At 65.8% G+C, this 16256-nt stretch carries 14 protein-coding genes and 2 pseudogenes; 11 read left to right on the top strand and 5 right to left on the bottom strand.

The genetic code is table 11. The features are described 5' to 3' along the window. Nucleotides 1-122: 122 nt before the first annotated feature. The 4 genes from KY499_RS03005 to KY499_RS02990 all read right to left on the bottom strand — a co-directional run bounded on the left by KY499_RS03005 (nucleotide 123) and on the right by KY499_RS02990 (nucleotide 4860). Entirely contained in the window at nucleotides 123-959 is an 837-nt protein-coding gene (locus tag KY499_RS03005; protein WP_219886166.1) for a hypothetical protein, read from the bottom strand. Beyond that, nucleotides 956-1843, bottom strand: coding sequence for an ATP-binding protein (locus tag KY499_RS03000; protein WP_258190918.1), 888 nt, complete (start codon nucleotides 1841-1843; stop codon nucleotides 956-958). Before KY499_RS03000 ends, KY499_RS03005 begins: the two co-directional genes overlap by 4 nt. 159 nt (nucleotides 1844-2002) lie before the next feature. Beyond that, nucleotides 2003-4048, bottom strand: coding sequence for a Mu transposase C-terminal domain-containing protein (locus KY499_RS02995; protein WP_219886165.1), 2046 nt, complete (start codon nucleotides 4046-4048; stop codon nucleotides 2003-2005). Next, nucleotides 4045-4860, bottom strand: a complete 816-nt coding sequence (locus KY499_RS02990; protein WP_219886164.1) for a TnsA-like heteromeric transposase endonuclease subunit — start codon at nucleotides 4858-4860, stop codon at nucleotides 4045-4047. Before KY499_RS02990 ends, KY499_RS02995 begins: the two co-directional genes overlap by 4 nt. 285 nt (nucleotides 4861-5145) lie before the next feature. Between KY499_RS02990 and KY499_RS02985 the strand changes: the two genes are divergently transcribed. The 8 genes and pseudogenes from KY499_RS02985 to KY499_RS02950 all read left to right on the top strand — a co-directional run bounded on the left by KY499_RS02985 (nucleotide 5146) and on the right by KY499_RS02950 (nucleotide 12708). After that, entirely contained in the window at nucleotides 5146-6381 is a 1236-nt protein-coding gene (locus KY499_RS02985) for a type III polyketide synthase (RefSeq protein ID WP_219886163.1), read from the top strand. 11 nt (nucleotides 6382-6392) lie between these two features. Beyond that, a complete protein-coding gene (locus KY499_RS02980) occupies nucleotides 6393-7100 on the top strand; it encodes a class I SAM-dependent methyltransferase (RefSeq protein WP_123253572.1) in 708 nt (235 codons plus the stop codon). Continuing rightward, a complete protein-coding gene (locus KY499_RS02975; protein WP_123253571.1) occupies nucleotides 7093-8241 on the top strand; it encodes an NAD(P)/FAD-dependent oxidoreductase in 1149 nt (382 codons plus the stop codon). The genes KY499_RS02980 and KY499_RS02975 overlap by 8 nt, the downstream gene beginning before the upstream one ends. A gap of 24 nt (nucleotides 8242-8265) precedes the next feature. Continuing rightward, nucleotides 8266-8925, top strand: coding sequence for a peptide deformylase (locus tag KY499_RS02970; protein ID WP_219886162.1), 660 nt, complete (start codon nucleotides 8266-8268; stop codon nucleotides 8923-8925). A 499-nt stretch (nucleotides 8926-9424) separates the two neighbouring features. Beyond that, nucleotides 9425-10303: a hypothetical protein gene (locus KY499_RS02965; protein WP_219886161.1), complete on the top strand. Its 879-nt coding sequence runs from the start codon at nucleotides 9425-9427 to the stop codon at nucleotides 10301-10303. Continuing rightward, nucleotides 10296-11540: a hypothetical protein gene (locus tag KY499_RS02960; RefSeq protein ID WP_219886160.1), complete on the top strand. Its 1245-nt coding sequence runs from the start codon at nucleotides 10296-10298 to the stop codon at nucleotides 11538-11540. The genes KY499_RS02965 and KY499_RS02960 overlap by 8 nt, the downstream gene beginning before the upstream one ends. Before the next feature lie 95 nt (nucleotides 11541-11635). Continuing rightward, nucleotides 11636-11978: pseudogene (locus KY499_RS02955) on the top strand (HAD family hydrolase); the annotation flags it as partial. Nucleotides 11979-12105: 127 nt separating this feature from the next. Continuing rightward, the gene (locus KY499_RS02950) at nucleotides 12106-12708 is read left to right on the top strand and encodes a hypothetical protein (protein WP_123253567.1); all 603 of its coding nucleotides are present in this window, start codon (nucleotides 12106-12108) and stop codon (nucleotides 12706-12708) included. 285 nt (nucleotides 12709-12993) lie between these two features. Here KY499_RS02950 and KY499_RS02945 read toward each other — a convergent pair. Continuing rightward, a pseudogene (locus KY499_RS02945) lies at nucleotides 12994-13364 on the bottom strand (ANTAR domain-containing protein); the annotation flags it as partial. A 162-nt stretch (nucleotides 13365-13526) separates the two neighbouring features. Between KY499_RS02945 and KY499_RS02940 the strand changes: the two are divergent. The 3 genes from KY499_RS02940 to KY499_RS02930 all read left to right on the top strand — a co-directional run bounded on the left by KY499_RS02940 (nucleotide 13527) and on the right by KY499_RS02930 (nucleotide 16063). Further along, nucleotides 13527-14414, top strand: a complete 888-nt coding sequence (locus KY499_RS02940; protein WP_219886159.1) for a methyltransferase domain-containing protein — start codon at nucleotides 13527-13529, stop codon at nucleotides 14412-14414. A gap of 123 nt (nucleotides 14415-14537) precedes the next feature. Beyond that, complete coding sequence (locus tag KY499_RS02935; protein ID WP_123253565.1) at nucleotides 14538-14999, top strand: NfeD family protein; 462 nt, start codon at nucleotides 14538-14540, stop codon at nucleotides 14997-14999. 110 nt (nucleotides 15000-15109) lie between these two features. Beyond that, nucleotides 15110-16063 carry an SPFH domain-containing protein gene (locus tag KY499_RS02930; RefSeq protein WP_258190917.1) on the top strand — a complete coding sequence of 318 codons (954 nt, stop codon included), beginning with the start codon at nucleotides 15110-15112 and terminating at the stop codon, nucleotides 16061-16063. Nucleotides 16064-16256 lie beyond the last annotated feature (193 nt).

Raw genomic sequence — 16256 nt, 5'->3', positions numbered from 1 at the left:
GCCGTCTCAATTTAGTTGGCCATTCCGTATGGAACGCTCGACAGTCTTTGTCCCACGGGGGTGAGGTCAGGGGAAGCGGGCTGAGGCCCGGTGTCGCTGAGTGGAGTGCCGAGGCCGGTGGGCTATCTTCCCCAGATTCTCCAGGCTTGAGCCAGTGTCGTGCTGTATGGCGTAGTGCCTGCCATACGGGAGGGATTCCTCTCGATCTCTCCGGCGATTGCGTTGAACATGGCGGTGATCCGGTGGGCTACGCGCCATGATTCGTTGTCCTCGGCCTGGGGGAACATCCCCGTACTGGCTTTGACGCTCACGGCGTGGCGTTCACGGACACGGAACCCGGGTTGGAGCATCACTGTGTTGAATCCCGGGTCCGTGACAAGTCGGGCGATTCTGACGGTTTCGGGGTAGGTGAGCAGGTTGGGGTTGGAGGTTGCGACCCGACGATTCCGCTCAGCCATCTCGGATTGAGCGATCCCGGTGATCGCGCATTCGCGCGCCCATTGCATGATGGGGGATCGGACGAGGACGCCGCGTGGGGCAAGGACCCGGCGGTAGTGGCGTTCGGCGGCGACGAGTTCGGGCAGGGCCCGGATGTCGTGCTGTGGGGTGCCGATCCAGCGCCGGTGTCCGGCGCAGACCCACCCGATGCGCGGCAGCCGCCCGGTTCCGCCTGATCCTTGGGTGCAGCGCAGGCAGAGCATGCGGTCGATGACGTCGGCGCCGTCGATCACGGCGGGCGTTGCGAAGGCGTTCTCGTGAAGCGCGCCGAGGCTGCGCCAGGCCTGCAGCCTTTCCGGGGTCCGGCGGTGGCTGGGCTTGGGGATGGATCCCGCTTCGGAGAGCGAGCGTTCGATCTTCTCGACGGTCGTGCCGTTGCGGGCGGCGTGGCGGGAGGCGTAGCTGATCAAGCCCTCGCCGCCGAAGATCCTGGTGGGGACGGGGAGCGGCTGGATCGTCACTGGGCCCGCTGCAGCCCGCGTTTGTGGCTGCCGGCGGACATGGCTGCACGTGTGTGGTGGTGTTCTTCGGCGGCGTAGTCCGTGGCTGTGGCCTGGAGGCGGCGACGGTCGATCTTTTCGGTGCCGTCGATGATCGCTCCGATGGCCGCGTCCGACAGGAGGGCGCGGAGGCCGCCGATGCTCCCGCCGGTGCGGTCCCACAGGTATGCGGCTTCCTCGGCGAGGGACTCGGGTTCGTGCTCGGCAAGCGGGAGGAGGTCCTCGACACCGAGGACGAGTTCGGTCCAGGCCTGGCGGTCTGCCTTGGATCCGTTTCCGTAGGGACGCATCTGATGCATGATCATCCTGGCCTTGATCTGCCTCCCCATGTCCCCGGCGAACAGGTCCGTGGTGGGCAGGTCGATGCCGGCGTAGAGGAAGGTCGCGTCCAGCCGGTCGGCGAACTGTTTGAGGGTGCTGGCCGCCTCGGCGCCGGCCTGCCTGTTCGTCGTCAGGTTGTGAACTTCGTCGACGACCACCAGCGATGTCCCCAAGGTGCGCAGCACACCCACGACGTGCTCGGTGACCAACTGCGCGGTGGACCGCTGGGGCACCGGTAGGCCGAGCCAGCTGGCGAAGGCCTGCATGAGCATCCTCGGTGTGGTCGCTGGGGGGACCACAGCGTAGACCACCGGGGCGAAAGACACGTCATCGATACGATCGAGGCGCCTGCGCTCGGCTTTCTCATGGCGCTTGCCGATCAGCAGCGCGGCGGTGGACTTGCCCATCCCGGCCGCCCCGGAGACCGCAAGCCCTCGCCGCGCCGTGGCGGTGGTGGCCGCGTTGCGCGCGAGGATGATTCTGGTCTGCCGGGTAAGGGCATGCGTGTCCGTGGTCTCCAGCACGGTGTCGGCCGCCAGCCAGCCGAAACGTTCCCGGTCGTAGGCGTCCTTCTCCTCGGGGGAGAGTGCTTTGAGCTCCTTGCGGGAGAGCCGCTCCGGCTCGATCGGGGCGTGGTCGACGAACTGGCGCCAGGCGGTCAGGGAGTCGGGGGTCGCGATGGCTCAGTCCTCCAGAAGGTCGATACGGCGGGCATGACGACGCGGACGCGGACCCGCAGGTGCGGTCGCAGCCGCCGCGGACGGGGCAGCGGCGCCCGGTTCGGGTTTGGGTTCTTCTTCAGAAACAGGGGTCAGAAGCCGAAGCGGAGCCGGATCCGGAACGCTCGACGGCGAGGCGCTGGCTCGCCTGGCGGCCCGGGCCTCGGCCCGACCTGCCGGGGCGGTCATGATGCGATTGACCTCTGCGAGCAGGTCGGCGCCGGGGATGCTGCCGGAGCGCTTGTCCAGGGCCTTTTTCGCGGCGGCGAGGACGTCGAGGGAGAACGGGCCGGCGAGTTGGCGTGCCATGGTCCATTCGGCTTCGATCCAGACACCCCTGCGGTGGTCGCGGACATGGATGGACTGCAGCCGGTAGGGATCGTAGCGGATCTCCCAGCGTCCGTTCGCGGGGGCGGGCAGCCCCGAGTGCACGCCCCGGTATTCGTGCAGGGCGGGATTGTCGTAGTGGAGGTTGTGGAAGTTGATCCCGTACGGCTGGATGGTGCGCCAGTCCAAGGGCAGCAGGGCGATGTAGTCCTCGCGGGTGAGCGTGACCGGGATCTGCGGGGCGACGCCGGAGAGCGCGGCGAAGGCCTCGTTCGGGGTCAGGTCCTTCTTTGGCATGGCCGGGTGGCGCAGGCCCGGGTGCGGGCGGTTCTGCCAGACGGCGACGAGCCACCAGTCAAGCAGGTTCTGGACATCGGCCAGGCTGAATCGTGCCTCGGCGGCGGGGTCCTTGCCGCGGCGGACGACGTTCGGGCCGGTGTAACCGGCGAGGTATTGCGTGAAGCCCGAGTTGACCCCGGCGAAGAAACGCTCGATGTGGGGCTTGTCGGTCCCGGTCCGCGGTGCGGCCTTGGTCAGGCTGATCTGGAGGCGTTCGCACGCGCTGGTGAACGTGGCGCCGATGTAGACCTTGCCCCGGTCCACGGTGATCGACTCTGGCACGATGACGGGCTTGGCAGCGATCGCGGAGCGGACGTCCGCGCCGCCAGGGATCATGCCCTGGGGCAGGACCGATCGGGAGTAGCCCAGGGCTGCGTCCCAGCCGGGCTGCAGCGGCAAGGGGGTCATGGCCCTGGCCAGCAAGACCGCGGCGTCGACTGCCTTGGTCGCCTCGGGGCGCAGGACCGCCGCCAGCGGCGTCCGGGTCGCGATGTCCAACGCCACGGTCAGGTCGGCCTTGCCCGTGGACCCGTCGGGGTAGATGAGCATCAGGTCCAAAGGGCTGGAGTCGATCTCCACGAGTTCCCCAGGCCGCGCGGGCGCCTGCCGGCCCCATGTCCGGTCGGGCCGGCTGGCCTGGGTCCTGCGGGTCGTGGCGTTGCCGAACGGGTGCCGGGACTTCTCCAGTTTGGCCAGGATCCGGTAGAGAGTGGCGCGGGACGGGACCGTCAGGCCCTGCCGCTCGGCGAGGGCACGGACTCGGGTCACGGCGCGGGACCGTGTCCCGGTGGACGTGTTGGTCTGCCCTGCGATCTCGGCCTCAAGCAGCGCCACGAGCTCCGGGTCGGCCCAGCCAGCCAGGGTGCTCTGACGTGTGTTGCGCCCGTCGGCAAGTCCGGCGATACCCTGCTTGCGGTAGGCGGCGACGTGGCGGCGCAACGTACGGGCCGAGATCGGCGTGCCCGCGGCGGCGAGCTCGGCCGCCTTGGCCTCGATGCGGCGCAGCAGCGGGTTGGCCAGGTCGTACTCCGGCTTGGGCGCCGTCCCGGGGGCAGCGTCCGGCGGGGTCCCGTTGACGAGCTCGTAGACGTGACGGTGCAGCAGCTCGGCCTGCGCCCGGGCAGCAGGCTCGAGGGTTTCAAGCAGCGCGACACCGGCCAGGGACGGCAGGGGAGCGGGCGCGTCAGGCAGGTACGAGTCGTCGGCAAGCAGCTCGGCGACCTGCACCCGGCGGATGCGGCCGGTGGAGAGATTCTTCAAAGCCAACTCGGCACCGTCATGGGCAGCCACCTGCCAGGAGGCGCCGTCGAACTGAATGAAGTCAAACAGACGAACCGACTTCACGACACCGCCTCCCGCGACCCAGCGTCCCAGGCGGAGCCCGCCTTCGGTGCGACACCCGGGGACGCCAGCGTGTCTTGCGTGAGCAGGGCGTCGAGGTCGACGGCCAGCACGCCCGTGAACAGCAGGTGGAGCACCTGCGCGCGGACGATGCCCTCGTCGGCGCCCAGCACCCTGGCCGCCCGCCGCACGCCTCCGGCCAGCGAGGCCTCCGGGCTGAATGAGTCGACCAGCACGGCCGCTGCGGTGCCGTCGGGGGCGAAGCGGTCCTGGCGGTAGCCGGCGAGCCACCGCAGATTCGACGCCAGCGGCTCCGCCAGCCCGGTGAAGACCTCGTACTCCCATCCGGCCGCCGCGCAGGCTTCGCGGGTCAGGCCGAACTGGCGCTCCGCGGACCGGACCCGGCCTGCAGGCTTAACGTCGACGACCCGGCCCTGGCCATCCCGCAGCCGGACGAAGAAGTCGGGCACGTGCCCCCGGAAACCCTCGGTCCCGCGCGGCCACAGGAACGCGAACGGCTGGGACGCGACCCCAACGACATCCCGGTCATGGTCCGCCGAGAGCAGGAAGTCGCGCTCCAGCAAGCTCTCGAACCCAACATGGGACCGGACCGTGCTGGACCACCACCTGCCCTCGTAGTTCCGCTTGCCCGTCCATGAGAAGAACGCCCGCACCGGAAGCGCCGACTCAAGCCCGAGCGATGCCAGAGCCCCAGAAAGCGGCATATTCGCCATATGCCCGTCCAGGCGCGCCAGCACACGAGTCCCGTCGGTCATGTTCGAAGGCAGCGACCTCAGCGGGCTAACAACATCCATGGTGGCCAGATTAACTGAGACAAACCCCAGAAATCCGTAGGTGGCCAGGTAAGTTGCGAAAATGGCCAACTAAATTGAGAAAGGACACGGGCGGCACTGGGCGGAGGAGGGGCGATCGTGCATCAGATGCAATAATCACTGTTTTACTTTACATAATGTAGATTATCGGCGTTGTCTGGAGCAGGTCAGAAGGGGCCGCCGTCAGCCCTGCAGCCCGCACAGAGATCCGCCGAATATCGCGTGGAATCCATTGTCTTAAGCGTGCTGCTCATTAACAATGAACCAATGACGGTCTACCTGAGATCCCTCGAAACCGCTGTTCCGCCAACTGTACTGATCCAGTCCGAGGCCCGGGATGTGTTCGCGGCCCAGCCGGGACTCACCAGGCTAGGCAGCCGGCTCGTTGGCACGTGCTTTGACTCCGCGGCCATTGACACCCGGTACACCGCCGTGGCGGAACTGACCACGGCCAGCCGGGCCGAGAATCCACAGTTTTTCGACCCGGATACCGGGCTGTTGCGCAGCCCCAGCACCAAGGCCCGGAATGACATCTTCGCCACGGAAGCCACCAAGCTCTTTATTGAGGCTGCGCAAAAGGCCATGGATGCCTGCGCGGGCGTCGATCTACTTGACATAACTCATCTCGTGACCGTGTCCTGCACCGGTTTCTTCAATCCGGGACCGGATTACAAGATTGTCCGGGTCCTCGGCCTGAACCCGTCGGTGCAGCGCTACCATTTGGGATTTATGGGTTGCTACGCGGCGTTCCCGGCCCTGCGTGCCGCGAAGTCTTTTTGCGAGGCCGATCCGGACGCAGTGGTGCTGGTGGTCTGCGCCGAGCTGTGTTCGCTCCACGTGCGGACCTCCAACGACCCCGACGCCATCATGGGATCGGCCCTGTTCGGCGACGGCGCGGCGGCGGCCGTTGTGACCGCCCGGGATATCCCCGACACTCCGGCGCTCCTTCAGCTCGATCATTTTGAAACGGTGCTCACGCCGGTCGGCGAAGACTCCATGGCCTGGAACATCGGCGACGAAGGCTTCGAGATGGTCCTGGGGAACTACGTGCCGCACATTATTGACGACCACATCATCGGCGCCCTTGAACCCCTGCTGGCCCGGGATGCTGCACTGTTCGGACTCCCCTACCGCGACATCAGGCACTGGGCCATTCATCCGGGCGGCCGCAGCATCCTGGACAAAGTCCAATCGCGGCTGGACCTCAGTGACGAACAGTTGATCCCGGCCCGGGAAACCCTGCGGAATTTCGGCAACATGAGCAGCGCCACCGTACTGTTTGTCCTCCGGCACATCCTGGACCTCCCGGCTGCGGCCGACGACGTCGACGAGCGGATCTGTTCGATGGCGTTCGGCCCCGGGCTGACTGTGGAAACGGCCCTGTTCACCAAGGTTCCCGGCCCGCCGGCCGACGTGCTTCCTCAGCCGGAGAACGCCGCGGCCGAGGTGGCCGAGCAGCTGGAGACCGGCACCGCGGCCGAGCCGGCATCGGCCATGGCCTGAGACCGCCGGGCATGACGTTCCTGCAAGCCCGGGCGGTGGACGCCGTTGAGGAAATGGATCTGCCCGGCTGCGACCCGGACCTGCTGGAACGGACCTACACGCAGTTTGCTCTCGTCAACCGTGCTGTCTCGGGCTGGCACGGCATCTACCGGGCCAGGATCAGGCCGCGACTGAGCCCCGGCACCATCACCACGCTGCTCGATATCGGCTGCGGCGGCGGCGATGTGCCCGTAATGATCGCCCGGTGGGCGGCCCGGGACGGATTGCGGCTGGAGATCACCGCCATCGACCCGGACGCCCGGGCCAGCCGCTTCGCCCGTGCGCGGAAGAATTCCGCAGGGGTTATCTTCCGTCAGTCCACGGCCGCGGAACTGGCCGCGGAAGGGCGGCAGTACGACGTCGTGATCTCGAACCACGTGCTCCACCACCTGGGCGAGACGGAACTCCCTGAGTTCCTGGCCGAGTCCGCGTCGTTGGCCCGCTGGCAGGTCATCCACAACGATCTCCGCCGCAGCCCCACTGCCTACGTCCTCTTTCATATTTTCGCCCGCATTTTCACCGGCTCCTTCATCCGGCAGGACGGGCTGACCTCCATCCGGCGCAGCTACACCCCCGGGGAACTTGCCGCAGCCGCTCCCCCGGGCTGGACCGTGGCACCGCACTCCCCGTTCCATCACCTGCTCCTGCACCGGGTCCGGGCCGGAACCGCCGATGGCTGACGTGCTGATCGTCGGCGGCGGCCCGGTGGGACTGTTCATGGCCGTCCTGCTGCTGCAGCAGGGTGTGGACGTTTGCGTCCTGGAACAGCGGGACGCCCGGGAGGAACATTCGCGGGCTATCGGCATCCATCCTCCGGCCCTTGCGGCGCTTCACCAGGCTGGCGTGGCGGGCCTGATGGTCGCCGAGGGAGTCCAGATCCGCCGCGGTATCGCGATCGACGCCGGCCGCACGCTCGCCGAGATGTCCTTCGCCGGCGTCTCGGAACGCTTCCCTTTCGTCCTGTCACTGCCGCAGGCCCGCACTGAGGCGGTCCTGGAACTTCATGTCCGGGAGCTCGACGCCGGCGCCGTCCACCGCGGGGTCCGCCTTACCCGGCTGTCCGACGTCGGCGGCCGGGTCACGATCGAGGCAGCCTCGCCCGACGGCACGCTGCGTTTCACGGCGCCGCTGGTCATTGCGGCCGACGGCGTGCGGTCCACCGTGCGCGCACTCCAGGGCACCGCCGTCAGGGCCAGGGACTATCCGGACAGCTACCTGATGGGCGACTTCGCGGACGGCACCAGCTTCGGCCCCGATGCCGCCCTGTTCCTGGCCCGGCAAGGCATCGTCGAGTCCTTTCCGCTGCCCGGGCAGGCCCGCCGCTGGGTGGTCCGGCTGGGACCCGGCGACCGCGCAACGGCACCCGCGGACGCCGACGCCGGCTGGCTGGCGCGCTGCGTGCGGGAACGGACGGGAATGGACATCGACCCCGCGGGCAACAGCATGCTCAGCAGCTTTGGCGTCCGCTCACGTCTGGCCCGCCGGATGGTCGCCGGCCGCACCGTGCTGATCGGGGACGCAGCCCATGAAGTGAGCCCGATCGGCGGCCAGGGTATGAACCTCGGCTGGCTGGACGCCGCAGCGCTGGCCCCCATCGTGGCGGAGGTCCTGCAGGGCTGCGACATGGCCAGTGCCTTGCGTACGTTTGAACGACGCCGGCTGGCGGCAGCGGCCAGGGCAGCACGCCAGGCGGAAATCAACATGGCGCTGGGTCGACCCCTGGCGGCCGGTCTTTCGCAGCTGAGGAACCGTGCCATCGGCGCTGTGGCCTCGGTACCGGCGGTCAATTCCCTCGTTGCCCGCAGGTTCACCATGAACTGACCGCCCCCCCAGTAGTCTGGTGGCATGCCATCAGAAGCCCCGCCCACTGACTTCAGCGTCGCCCGGATCCACGAAACCGTCCAGCAGATGCTGGGCGCCGGCGTCCTGCCGCCAGTTGTCCAGGCCGGGCACCCGGTCCTCCGGCAGGCGGCTGCACTCTTTGACGGCCAGTTAAACGCTGAGGAACTCGGGCAGCTGATTCATCTCATGCGCAGCGTGATGCGCCGGGCACCGGGCGTTGGCCTGGCAGCCCCGCAACTGGGGATTCCCCTGCAGGTGGCGGTGCTGGAAGACGAGTTCGACGTCGACCCAGAGGCCGCTGCCGTCCGCGGCCGGGAGCCGCTGCCGTTCTTCGCCATGCTGAACCCGCACGTCCGGCCCAGCGGCACGGCGTCCGTGGCGTTCTATGAGGGCTGCCTCTCGGTAAACGGGCTGCAGGCGGCGGTGGCGCGGCCGGAAAACGTGGAAGTGGATTTCACCGCTCCCGACGGCACCCGGCAGCAGCGGTCCTTCTCCGGCTGGCAGGCCAGGATAGTGCAGCACGAGACAGACCACCTGCACGGGATCCTGTACCTTGACCGGGCCGAACTGCGCTCCCTCAGCAACAACGCCGAATACTCCGCCCGCTGGGCCCAGCCGGATATCGGCCGTGCCCGCCAGGAACTGGGATTCCTCCCTGGCTAGACTGCCGGCCTGGCGCCCACTCCTGGACGGTCATCGGGGCATGTTGAATTCCACGCGGGGATGACCGTTTCGCTTGATGTAGGCCCATTCGCTCCAGTTCCCCGCTGGAAGGGCGGGAACTGTCCACGGCGTCAACTTGGGCCGGGACGACCCACGTGTGCAGCGTCTCGGTGCTGACATTCAGCTTCGGGCCCAGGGCCCTGCAGGCGTCGCATACCGTCGGATATTCCTCGAGCCGGTCCAGCGCAATGCGGACGGGACGTTCACGGACCTCGGCGAGTCCCTCTTGGGCGTCTGAAGAATTTTTTCACCAGAAAGAAAACGGCATCAAACCGAGACGGGTCAATAACACCGGACTGTCGGGACGTGAACGTGGCCATTGAACAATGATCTGATAAGGGTCACACTGAATACGTTGAGGATTGAAAAATCCTGGTCTCCTTATCTCATACGTAATGACAAGGAGCAGGGTTCAGTTACCTGCGGCGAGGACTGACAAATGTCCAAACAGCCAGAAATCGATCTGACCAACATTCCCTTGGATGACCTCGTCAGCCTTCACAACCGGGTGCTGCGGAAGATCGCGGCTCGGGCGAAAATCGACCTTGAGAGCCAGCATGGGGAACAGGGGGCGCCTGCGTCGGCAGAACCTGATCCGCGACTGGAGCTTGAGATCGCGACGCCCGTGTCGGAGCAACTTTACCTACCGAGCGAGGTACCCCGGATTCCACGCTTTGCCTTCACCGGACCTGGTGAAGGTTGGCCGCCGCGGCCGACCGAACAGCGCCAGGTGCGGCAACTGCAGGCCGAGCCCTTGCACGGGTCTTTCACCGATGAACTGGAGCAACGGGTCCGCCATGCGGCTCTATCACATCCGGACGTGCGGGAACTGCTCGGCGAACGCCACGCCTTCATTCATACCGACATGGCCGCGACTGGCAAGAGCATGCGGCCCGACCTCGACCGGCCACTACGGATGCGACTCATCTTCTTCAGCCATACCCACAATATGGCCGTAGAGGTGGAGATGGAGGGGCTGGAACTCGTCCGTGCCGTGAATGTTCCAGGCTTCCAGCCGCCAGAGGCAGTCGAGGAGATCGATGAAGCGATCGAAATCGCCCGCGCCGATCCGCGCCTGCACGGTCTCGTGGAAAACCTCGAGGCCAGCGGGTTACTGCAACAGTTCCAACGTGAGGACCCCTTAGCGGGGCGACGGATCCTGTGGGTCACCTTCTTTGACCCAGGCGAAACCGAAGGCGAGAAGCCGGCCCGGTACGGTGCGGCGGTCGACCTGAACCGCCGCACGGTTCTGGTGGCCCGCCAAGACCCTGACCTCACGCGATCCGACACTCGCCAGAGCGAGGCAACCGATGCCTAACACCAAGACCGGGCACATCAGCTGGGGATCATGGGAGTTCGACTACAACGTCGTCGGATTCGAAGGACTGTCACTGCTGAACGGAACCTACCGGGGCCGAAACGTCATTGGGAAGTTCAGCATGCCAGCTATCCGGGTCAAGTACCGTGTGGACGGTGGCTATTTGGACTGGCGCCGACCGCTGAGCAAGGGCGCCGGACCGTACGCTGACCGGCTGCGGTGGAAGCTCGGCGGCCTCTATGGCCTGCAGCAGATCGCAAATCGCGGTTGGCAATATGTGGGCCTTGAGGACTACATCCGCGACGGTGTCCAGTGGATGGAGATTAGCATCTACGGGCGAATCGGCGCATACCACCTGTCGCAGCAGTGGCACATCAGCGAGGACGGGTGGGTCCTGCCACGGCTCTGGAGCAAGGGCCTCACCATCAACATGGATCACCAGCACCATCCTTACTGGCGGCTAGACTTCGATATCGATGGCACCGACCACAACCGCGTTTTCAAACGCAACTTCGGGAAGTGGAGTTCTTACACAACCGAGGTCAACGACATCAAGCATTTTGACCCCCGTGCCGAGACCGCCTGGTTCGTCCGCAACGAGGTCACCTTGCAAGGCGCCTGGATCTTCCCAGGCCCCAAAGACGGCACGGTAGACAACTTCTCCCGTATCGACGTCGGCATCCGCCGTTTCAACGCCGAGGAGGAGCTACATCCGTGGCGGTATGAGAAGGCACCATGGCCACATGACACCTGGAACTGGCAGTTCGACACAGGTGGCCTCTTGCAGGACAACGGCGAGAGCGTCAACGACACCGACGTGGTGTTCTGGTACGTATCGCACATGGTCCACCATGCCAACGAGGGCAACGACCACTGGGGCTCGTCGGGCCCGTTTATCAAGTTTGCTCTTGACGTGCCCCCGCGATTACCGCCACCCAGATTCGGCATCGACATCGACGTACTACGCAACCAAACCGGCAACGACACCAAAGTCCGAGGATGGGGCTTCACTCCCGGCGGGACGGTCATAGTCACGCTGGCCGGTGTCCCGAAGAGGGGCCAGATCAGGAACTACGTGTCCGCCGACAGTTCGGGCAAGTTCGTGATGCAGCGCCAGTTCGCTCATACCAGCCGCAACCCCGACGATGCGTTTGGAACCGTCGATGTGTATGGTTTCGACGTCACTACCGGATTGATGGCACACGACTTCGTAACCTCCGCCTACTGGGTGGGCTAGAGAGATTCGTTATTGGGATTCCAGGCGTGTAGTTGAGGCCGGCTTTTGCGAAAAGGCCGGCGAGGAGGTCTGGCCCGGCACTGAATGGCGCCAGAGCCGCGGCTGTGGGAGCGGAGCTGAAGATCGACGAGGTCTTCGCCGAAGTCCTCCCGGCTGACAAAGACAAGAAAGTTGCCGAGCTCCAGGGGCGCGGCCTGAAAGTGGCGATGGTCGGTGACGGTGTCAACGACTCCCCGGCGCTGGCCCGGGCAGAGGTGGGCATCGCCATTGGTGCCGGTACCGATGGTGCCATGGAATCGGCGGGAGTGGTGCTGGCCGGCAATGACCCCCGCGGGTGCCGCGTCGATGTCCGTCTCCACGATCGTGGTCGCCCTGAACGCGCAGCTGCTGCGCCGGATGAAAGTGAACCCTGCCCAGGTTCGTCGACCGGGGGGATGATGGGGTGTCTAGTGGTCCGGGAAGAAGGCGAACAACAATTCCTCCGGCCCGTGAGCAGCTGGAGGCACTGTCCCGCCGACCTGAACCGCAACACTCCACACCGCGCACCCGATGAGAGGATCCCAGCATGAGTTCAAACTACGAAGAAACCGGGGAAGTCCGGGAAAACCGCAGGGACACCGTGCTGGCCGAAGAGAAACGCCAATTTGGCGGCATGAAGTTCGGATCAGCCTTCTTCGGCTGGATAACCGCCACCGGGATGATCGTCCTGCTGACTGCAGCCAGCACGGCTCTCGGGGCAGGCATCAGCGCCGCCAATAACACCGATCCGGGACAAGTTGCGGCCCAGGACCTACAAACCGTCACCATCATCGGCGGCATCATTCTGGCAGTCATCCTGTTTGTGGCCTACTACTGCGGCGGCTACGTCGCAGGAAGAATGGCCCGCTTCAATGGAGCCAGGCAGGGCCTCGCCGTTTGGCTGTGGGCGGTCCTCGTCGCAGTCGTTGTAGCTTTCGCCGGCGCAGTCGCCGGAAGCCGGTTCAATATCCTCGCCAACCTCAACAGCTTTCCGCGGATTCCCCTCAACGAAGGTGAACTGAGCACCGGAGGCCTGCTCGTGCTGGTCGTGGCCGCCATTATCACCCTCGGCGGTGCGGTGCTGGGCGGCCTCGCAGGCATGCGGTTCCACCGCAGGGTCGACGAAGCTGATCTGGGCGGCTCCGCCTAGCGGTCTCCCCCGGCACGACCCGCACCGACATACCATCGGCAATTCAAGAACAGGAACATTCCATGAAAAAGATCCTCTTCGCATTCCTGCCCGCCATCATCAGCAGGGTTCTGCGCGCCCGCCGCGCCAAAAAGAACGCCCCCGATCCGTCCGGCGGAACCACCCGATACTGACCCCGCCCCGCCGACCCCCTTTACCCCGGGCTGCAGGAGACCCCGGATCTCGGAATCGAGGCTGTGGGCGTAATGAGCATCGCTGGGTGACGTGTTGTCCGCCCGGTTGCTCTTACGCGTCGAAATGAGTCTCGATGCTGGCACCGGAGAATTGTTCGATCAGTTCTGAGGCGACGTCACGCAGTTTGCGGTTGCGGTTGGGGTTGCTGGAGACCTTGGTGAGGATTTCCATCGCTTCTGCCTGCGAGCACCTGTTCTGCGCCATGATGACCCCGCACGCCAGATTAATGGCTGTCCGGCTATGCAGGGCTGCTTCCAGGTCCTCTGCGCGGTTCTGCGCCGTGCGATACGGACTGAGAGCAACAGGGTGTTGTGTGCCGCAGCGGCAAACCCCACAGCCTTCTCGTAGACAGTCGCACCGAACACACCGGGCTTGGACGCGAAGAAGTTCAGCGCGGCACTAGCTTCGCCGCTGATTTCGACTGAGGCTGGTCAGTTGGTTCGTTTTCCGATTGACTCGACGTGGGCACATCTTACTGTCCATGCAGTCCCAACTGCGGCGGAAGCCGAAGTGATTGCCAGTCTCCCGATCCCCACATAACGGCGTATGCGCCGGTCCGGGGCGCCAGGCCTAGGATTGAACGTATGCTTCCCGCCCCCGTCCCCCCTCTGCTCTGCCCGGTGTGCCGTGACAGCCTCGCCCCCGGCGGCGACGGCGGACGGTCTCTGGTCTGCGCAGCTGGACACAGCTTCGACGCAGCCAAGCAGGGATACTTCAATTTCCTCGTCGGCAAGGGAACTGTCTTCGAAGCGGACGCGGCCGACATGGTCGCGGCCCGCTTCGATTTCCTCACCGCCGGCCATTACCAGCCACTCGCGGACGCAGTTGCCGCGCTGGCTGCCCCGGCGCTTAACCGGGTCCCCGGCGGCCCGGCTCCCCTGGTGCTGGACACCGGAACAGGCACCGGCCATTACCTCCGGACACTCCTGGACCGGGACCCTGGGGTGGCGGCCATCGGTCTCGACATCTCCAAATTCGCGCTCCGCCGAGCAGCAAGGCTGAACCCGGAAGCCCTGAACCTGGTCAGCGACGTATGGCAGCCCCTGCCCGTCGCGGACGGCGCGGTCGACGTCGTCACCGTCGTCTTCGCGCCGCGCAACGCGGCTGAGTTCGCCCGGGTGCTCCGCCCCGGCGGCCGCCTTGTGGTGGTGACTCCCCGGCCCGGGCACCTCGCCGACGTCGCGGGGCAGACTGGCATGCTCGGGATCGAGCCTGCGAAGGAAGAGCGGCTGGCTACCTCGCTGGAAGGCTTCTTTTCCCCGGTGTGCACGCAGGAACTGGACCTGGAGTTGTCCCTGGCGCCCGGCGACGTCGCAAACCTCGCCCTGATGGGGCCGGCCGGACACCATCTGGACCGGGGCCAGTTGGCTGCCCGCGTCGCCGGCCTGCCACCGCTCACCGCGGTCTCTGCGCGTTTCCGGATCAGTGTTTTCGCCACCGGCGGGGATAAAGTGCCCACCCCGGCACCATAACGACTTGGCCACGTTGGCACTGAGTCCGTCCGGGCCCGCCGCAGCCCTTGCCCTTCGGCTTAGGATGGGATGACAGGGTACTGGGGAGTTGCGCCTGCGACTTCCGGGACGGAGGGTGGACAGATGTTTGAATGGCTGGCCGAAAATTGGTGGGCGCTCTGGCTCACCGCCTTCCTCGGATTCGCCGTGGTTGAGATGCTGACCCTCGACTTGTTCTTCATCATGCTGGGCGGTGGCGCGCTGGCCGGGCTTGTGGCCGACCTCGCCGGGGCGGACTTGTGGCTTGAGATCGTCGCGTTCTGTGTGGTCTCCCTGCTGATGATCGGCGTAGTCCGGCCGGTTGCCCTCAAACACCTCCGAAAAGGCCCTGCCGACCAGCGCAGTAACATCGAGCGCCTGATCGGTGAATCCGCCCTGGTCATAGAGGCCGTCAGCGCCAACGGCGGAGTGGTCAAGATCGGCGGCGATGTCTGGAGCGCCCGCTCCGAAAACGCCGTCCTTGCACCCGGAGATCACGCCGTCGTCAGTGCCATCGACGGCGCCACTGCCGTCGTGGCCCCTCAGCCGGAGACGGCCGTGCAGTAGCGGCATGGCCGCCGGCCGGACACAACGTACTGCTGCCGCCACCGGCAACAGGAACTGCGGCGGGGAACCCGCCACAGAGCACAACATAACTACTGGGGAAATGGTGATGTATGGATATCGCAGTCGCTAGCGTGCTGCTGGTTCTGATCGCGTTTGTGATAATAGTGCTGGTCCGGGCGGTGCGGATCGTCCCGCAGGCGCGGGCCGGCGTCGTCGAACGTCTCGGCAAGTACCAGCGCACTCTTAACCCCGGCCTGACCATCCTGATCCCCTTTGTGGACCGGCTGCTGCCGCTCCTGGACCTGCGGGAGCAAGTGGTCTCCTTCCCTCCGCAGCCAGTAATCACGGAGGACAACCTGGTGGTCTCGATCGACACCGTGGTCTATTTCCAGGTCACGGATGCGCGGGCCGCAACCTACGAGATTGCCAACTACATTCAGGCGGTCGAGCAGCTCACCACCACCACCCTGCGTAACGTCGTCGGTGGCCTTAACCTCGAGGAAGCCCTGACGTCCAGGGACCAGATCAACGGCCAGCTCCGCGGGGTGCTGGACGAGGCGACCGGCCGCTGGGGAATCCGGGTCTCCCGGGTGGAACTCAAGGCCATTGATCCGCCGCACTCCATCCAGGATTCGATGGAGAAGCAGATGCGCGCCGAACGTGACCGCCGTGCCGCAATCCTGACCGCGGAAGGTACCAAGCAGTCAGCCATCCTCACGGCTGAAGGCCAGCGGCAGTCCTCCATCCTTAAAGCCGAGGGAGACGCCAAGGCGGCGATCCTGCGCGCCGACGGTGAGGCCCAGGCCATCCAGAAGGTGTTCGACGCGATCCACAAGGGCAACCCCGACCAGAAGCTGCTCGCCTACCAGTACCTGCAGACTCTGCCGAAGATCGCCGAGGGCTCGGCCAACAAGTTGTGGATCATTCCCAGCGAAGTGGGTGAAGCGCTCAAGGGGATCGGCAACGCCCTGGGTACCGGCGTCGCGGACGACAGCCTCTTTAGCGATATTGACGGCCCGGACAAGGGATCAGCCCCGTTCCCGGCAGCCTCCCAGGAACCTTAAGCCGGCACTGCCCTTCCCGTTCGCGGGATATCGGGAATGGAAGCCACCTGCGCGCGCAGGTGGCTTCCATGCGCCCACGCGAACGGCTGGGCAACACCACTGGGTCACTACCCGTCACGCTACGGAGACGGCGGCACGCTTTACCTAGCCAACTCGCTCCCGTATACTTGGGTATTTGTCCGACAGGTTCAAT

Source organism: Arthrobacter sp. PAMC25284 (genome assembly GCF_019443425.1).
GTDB lineage: Bacteria > Actinomycetota > Actinomycetes > Actinomycetales > Micrococcaceae > Arthrobacter > Arthrobacter oryzae_A.
Note: the sequence above shows the minus strand (reverse complement) of the source record. Positions and strands in the feature narration are given on the sequence as shown.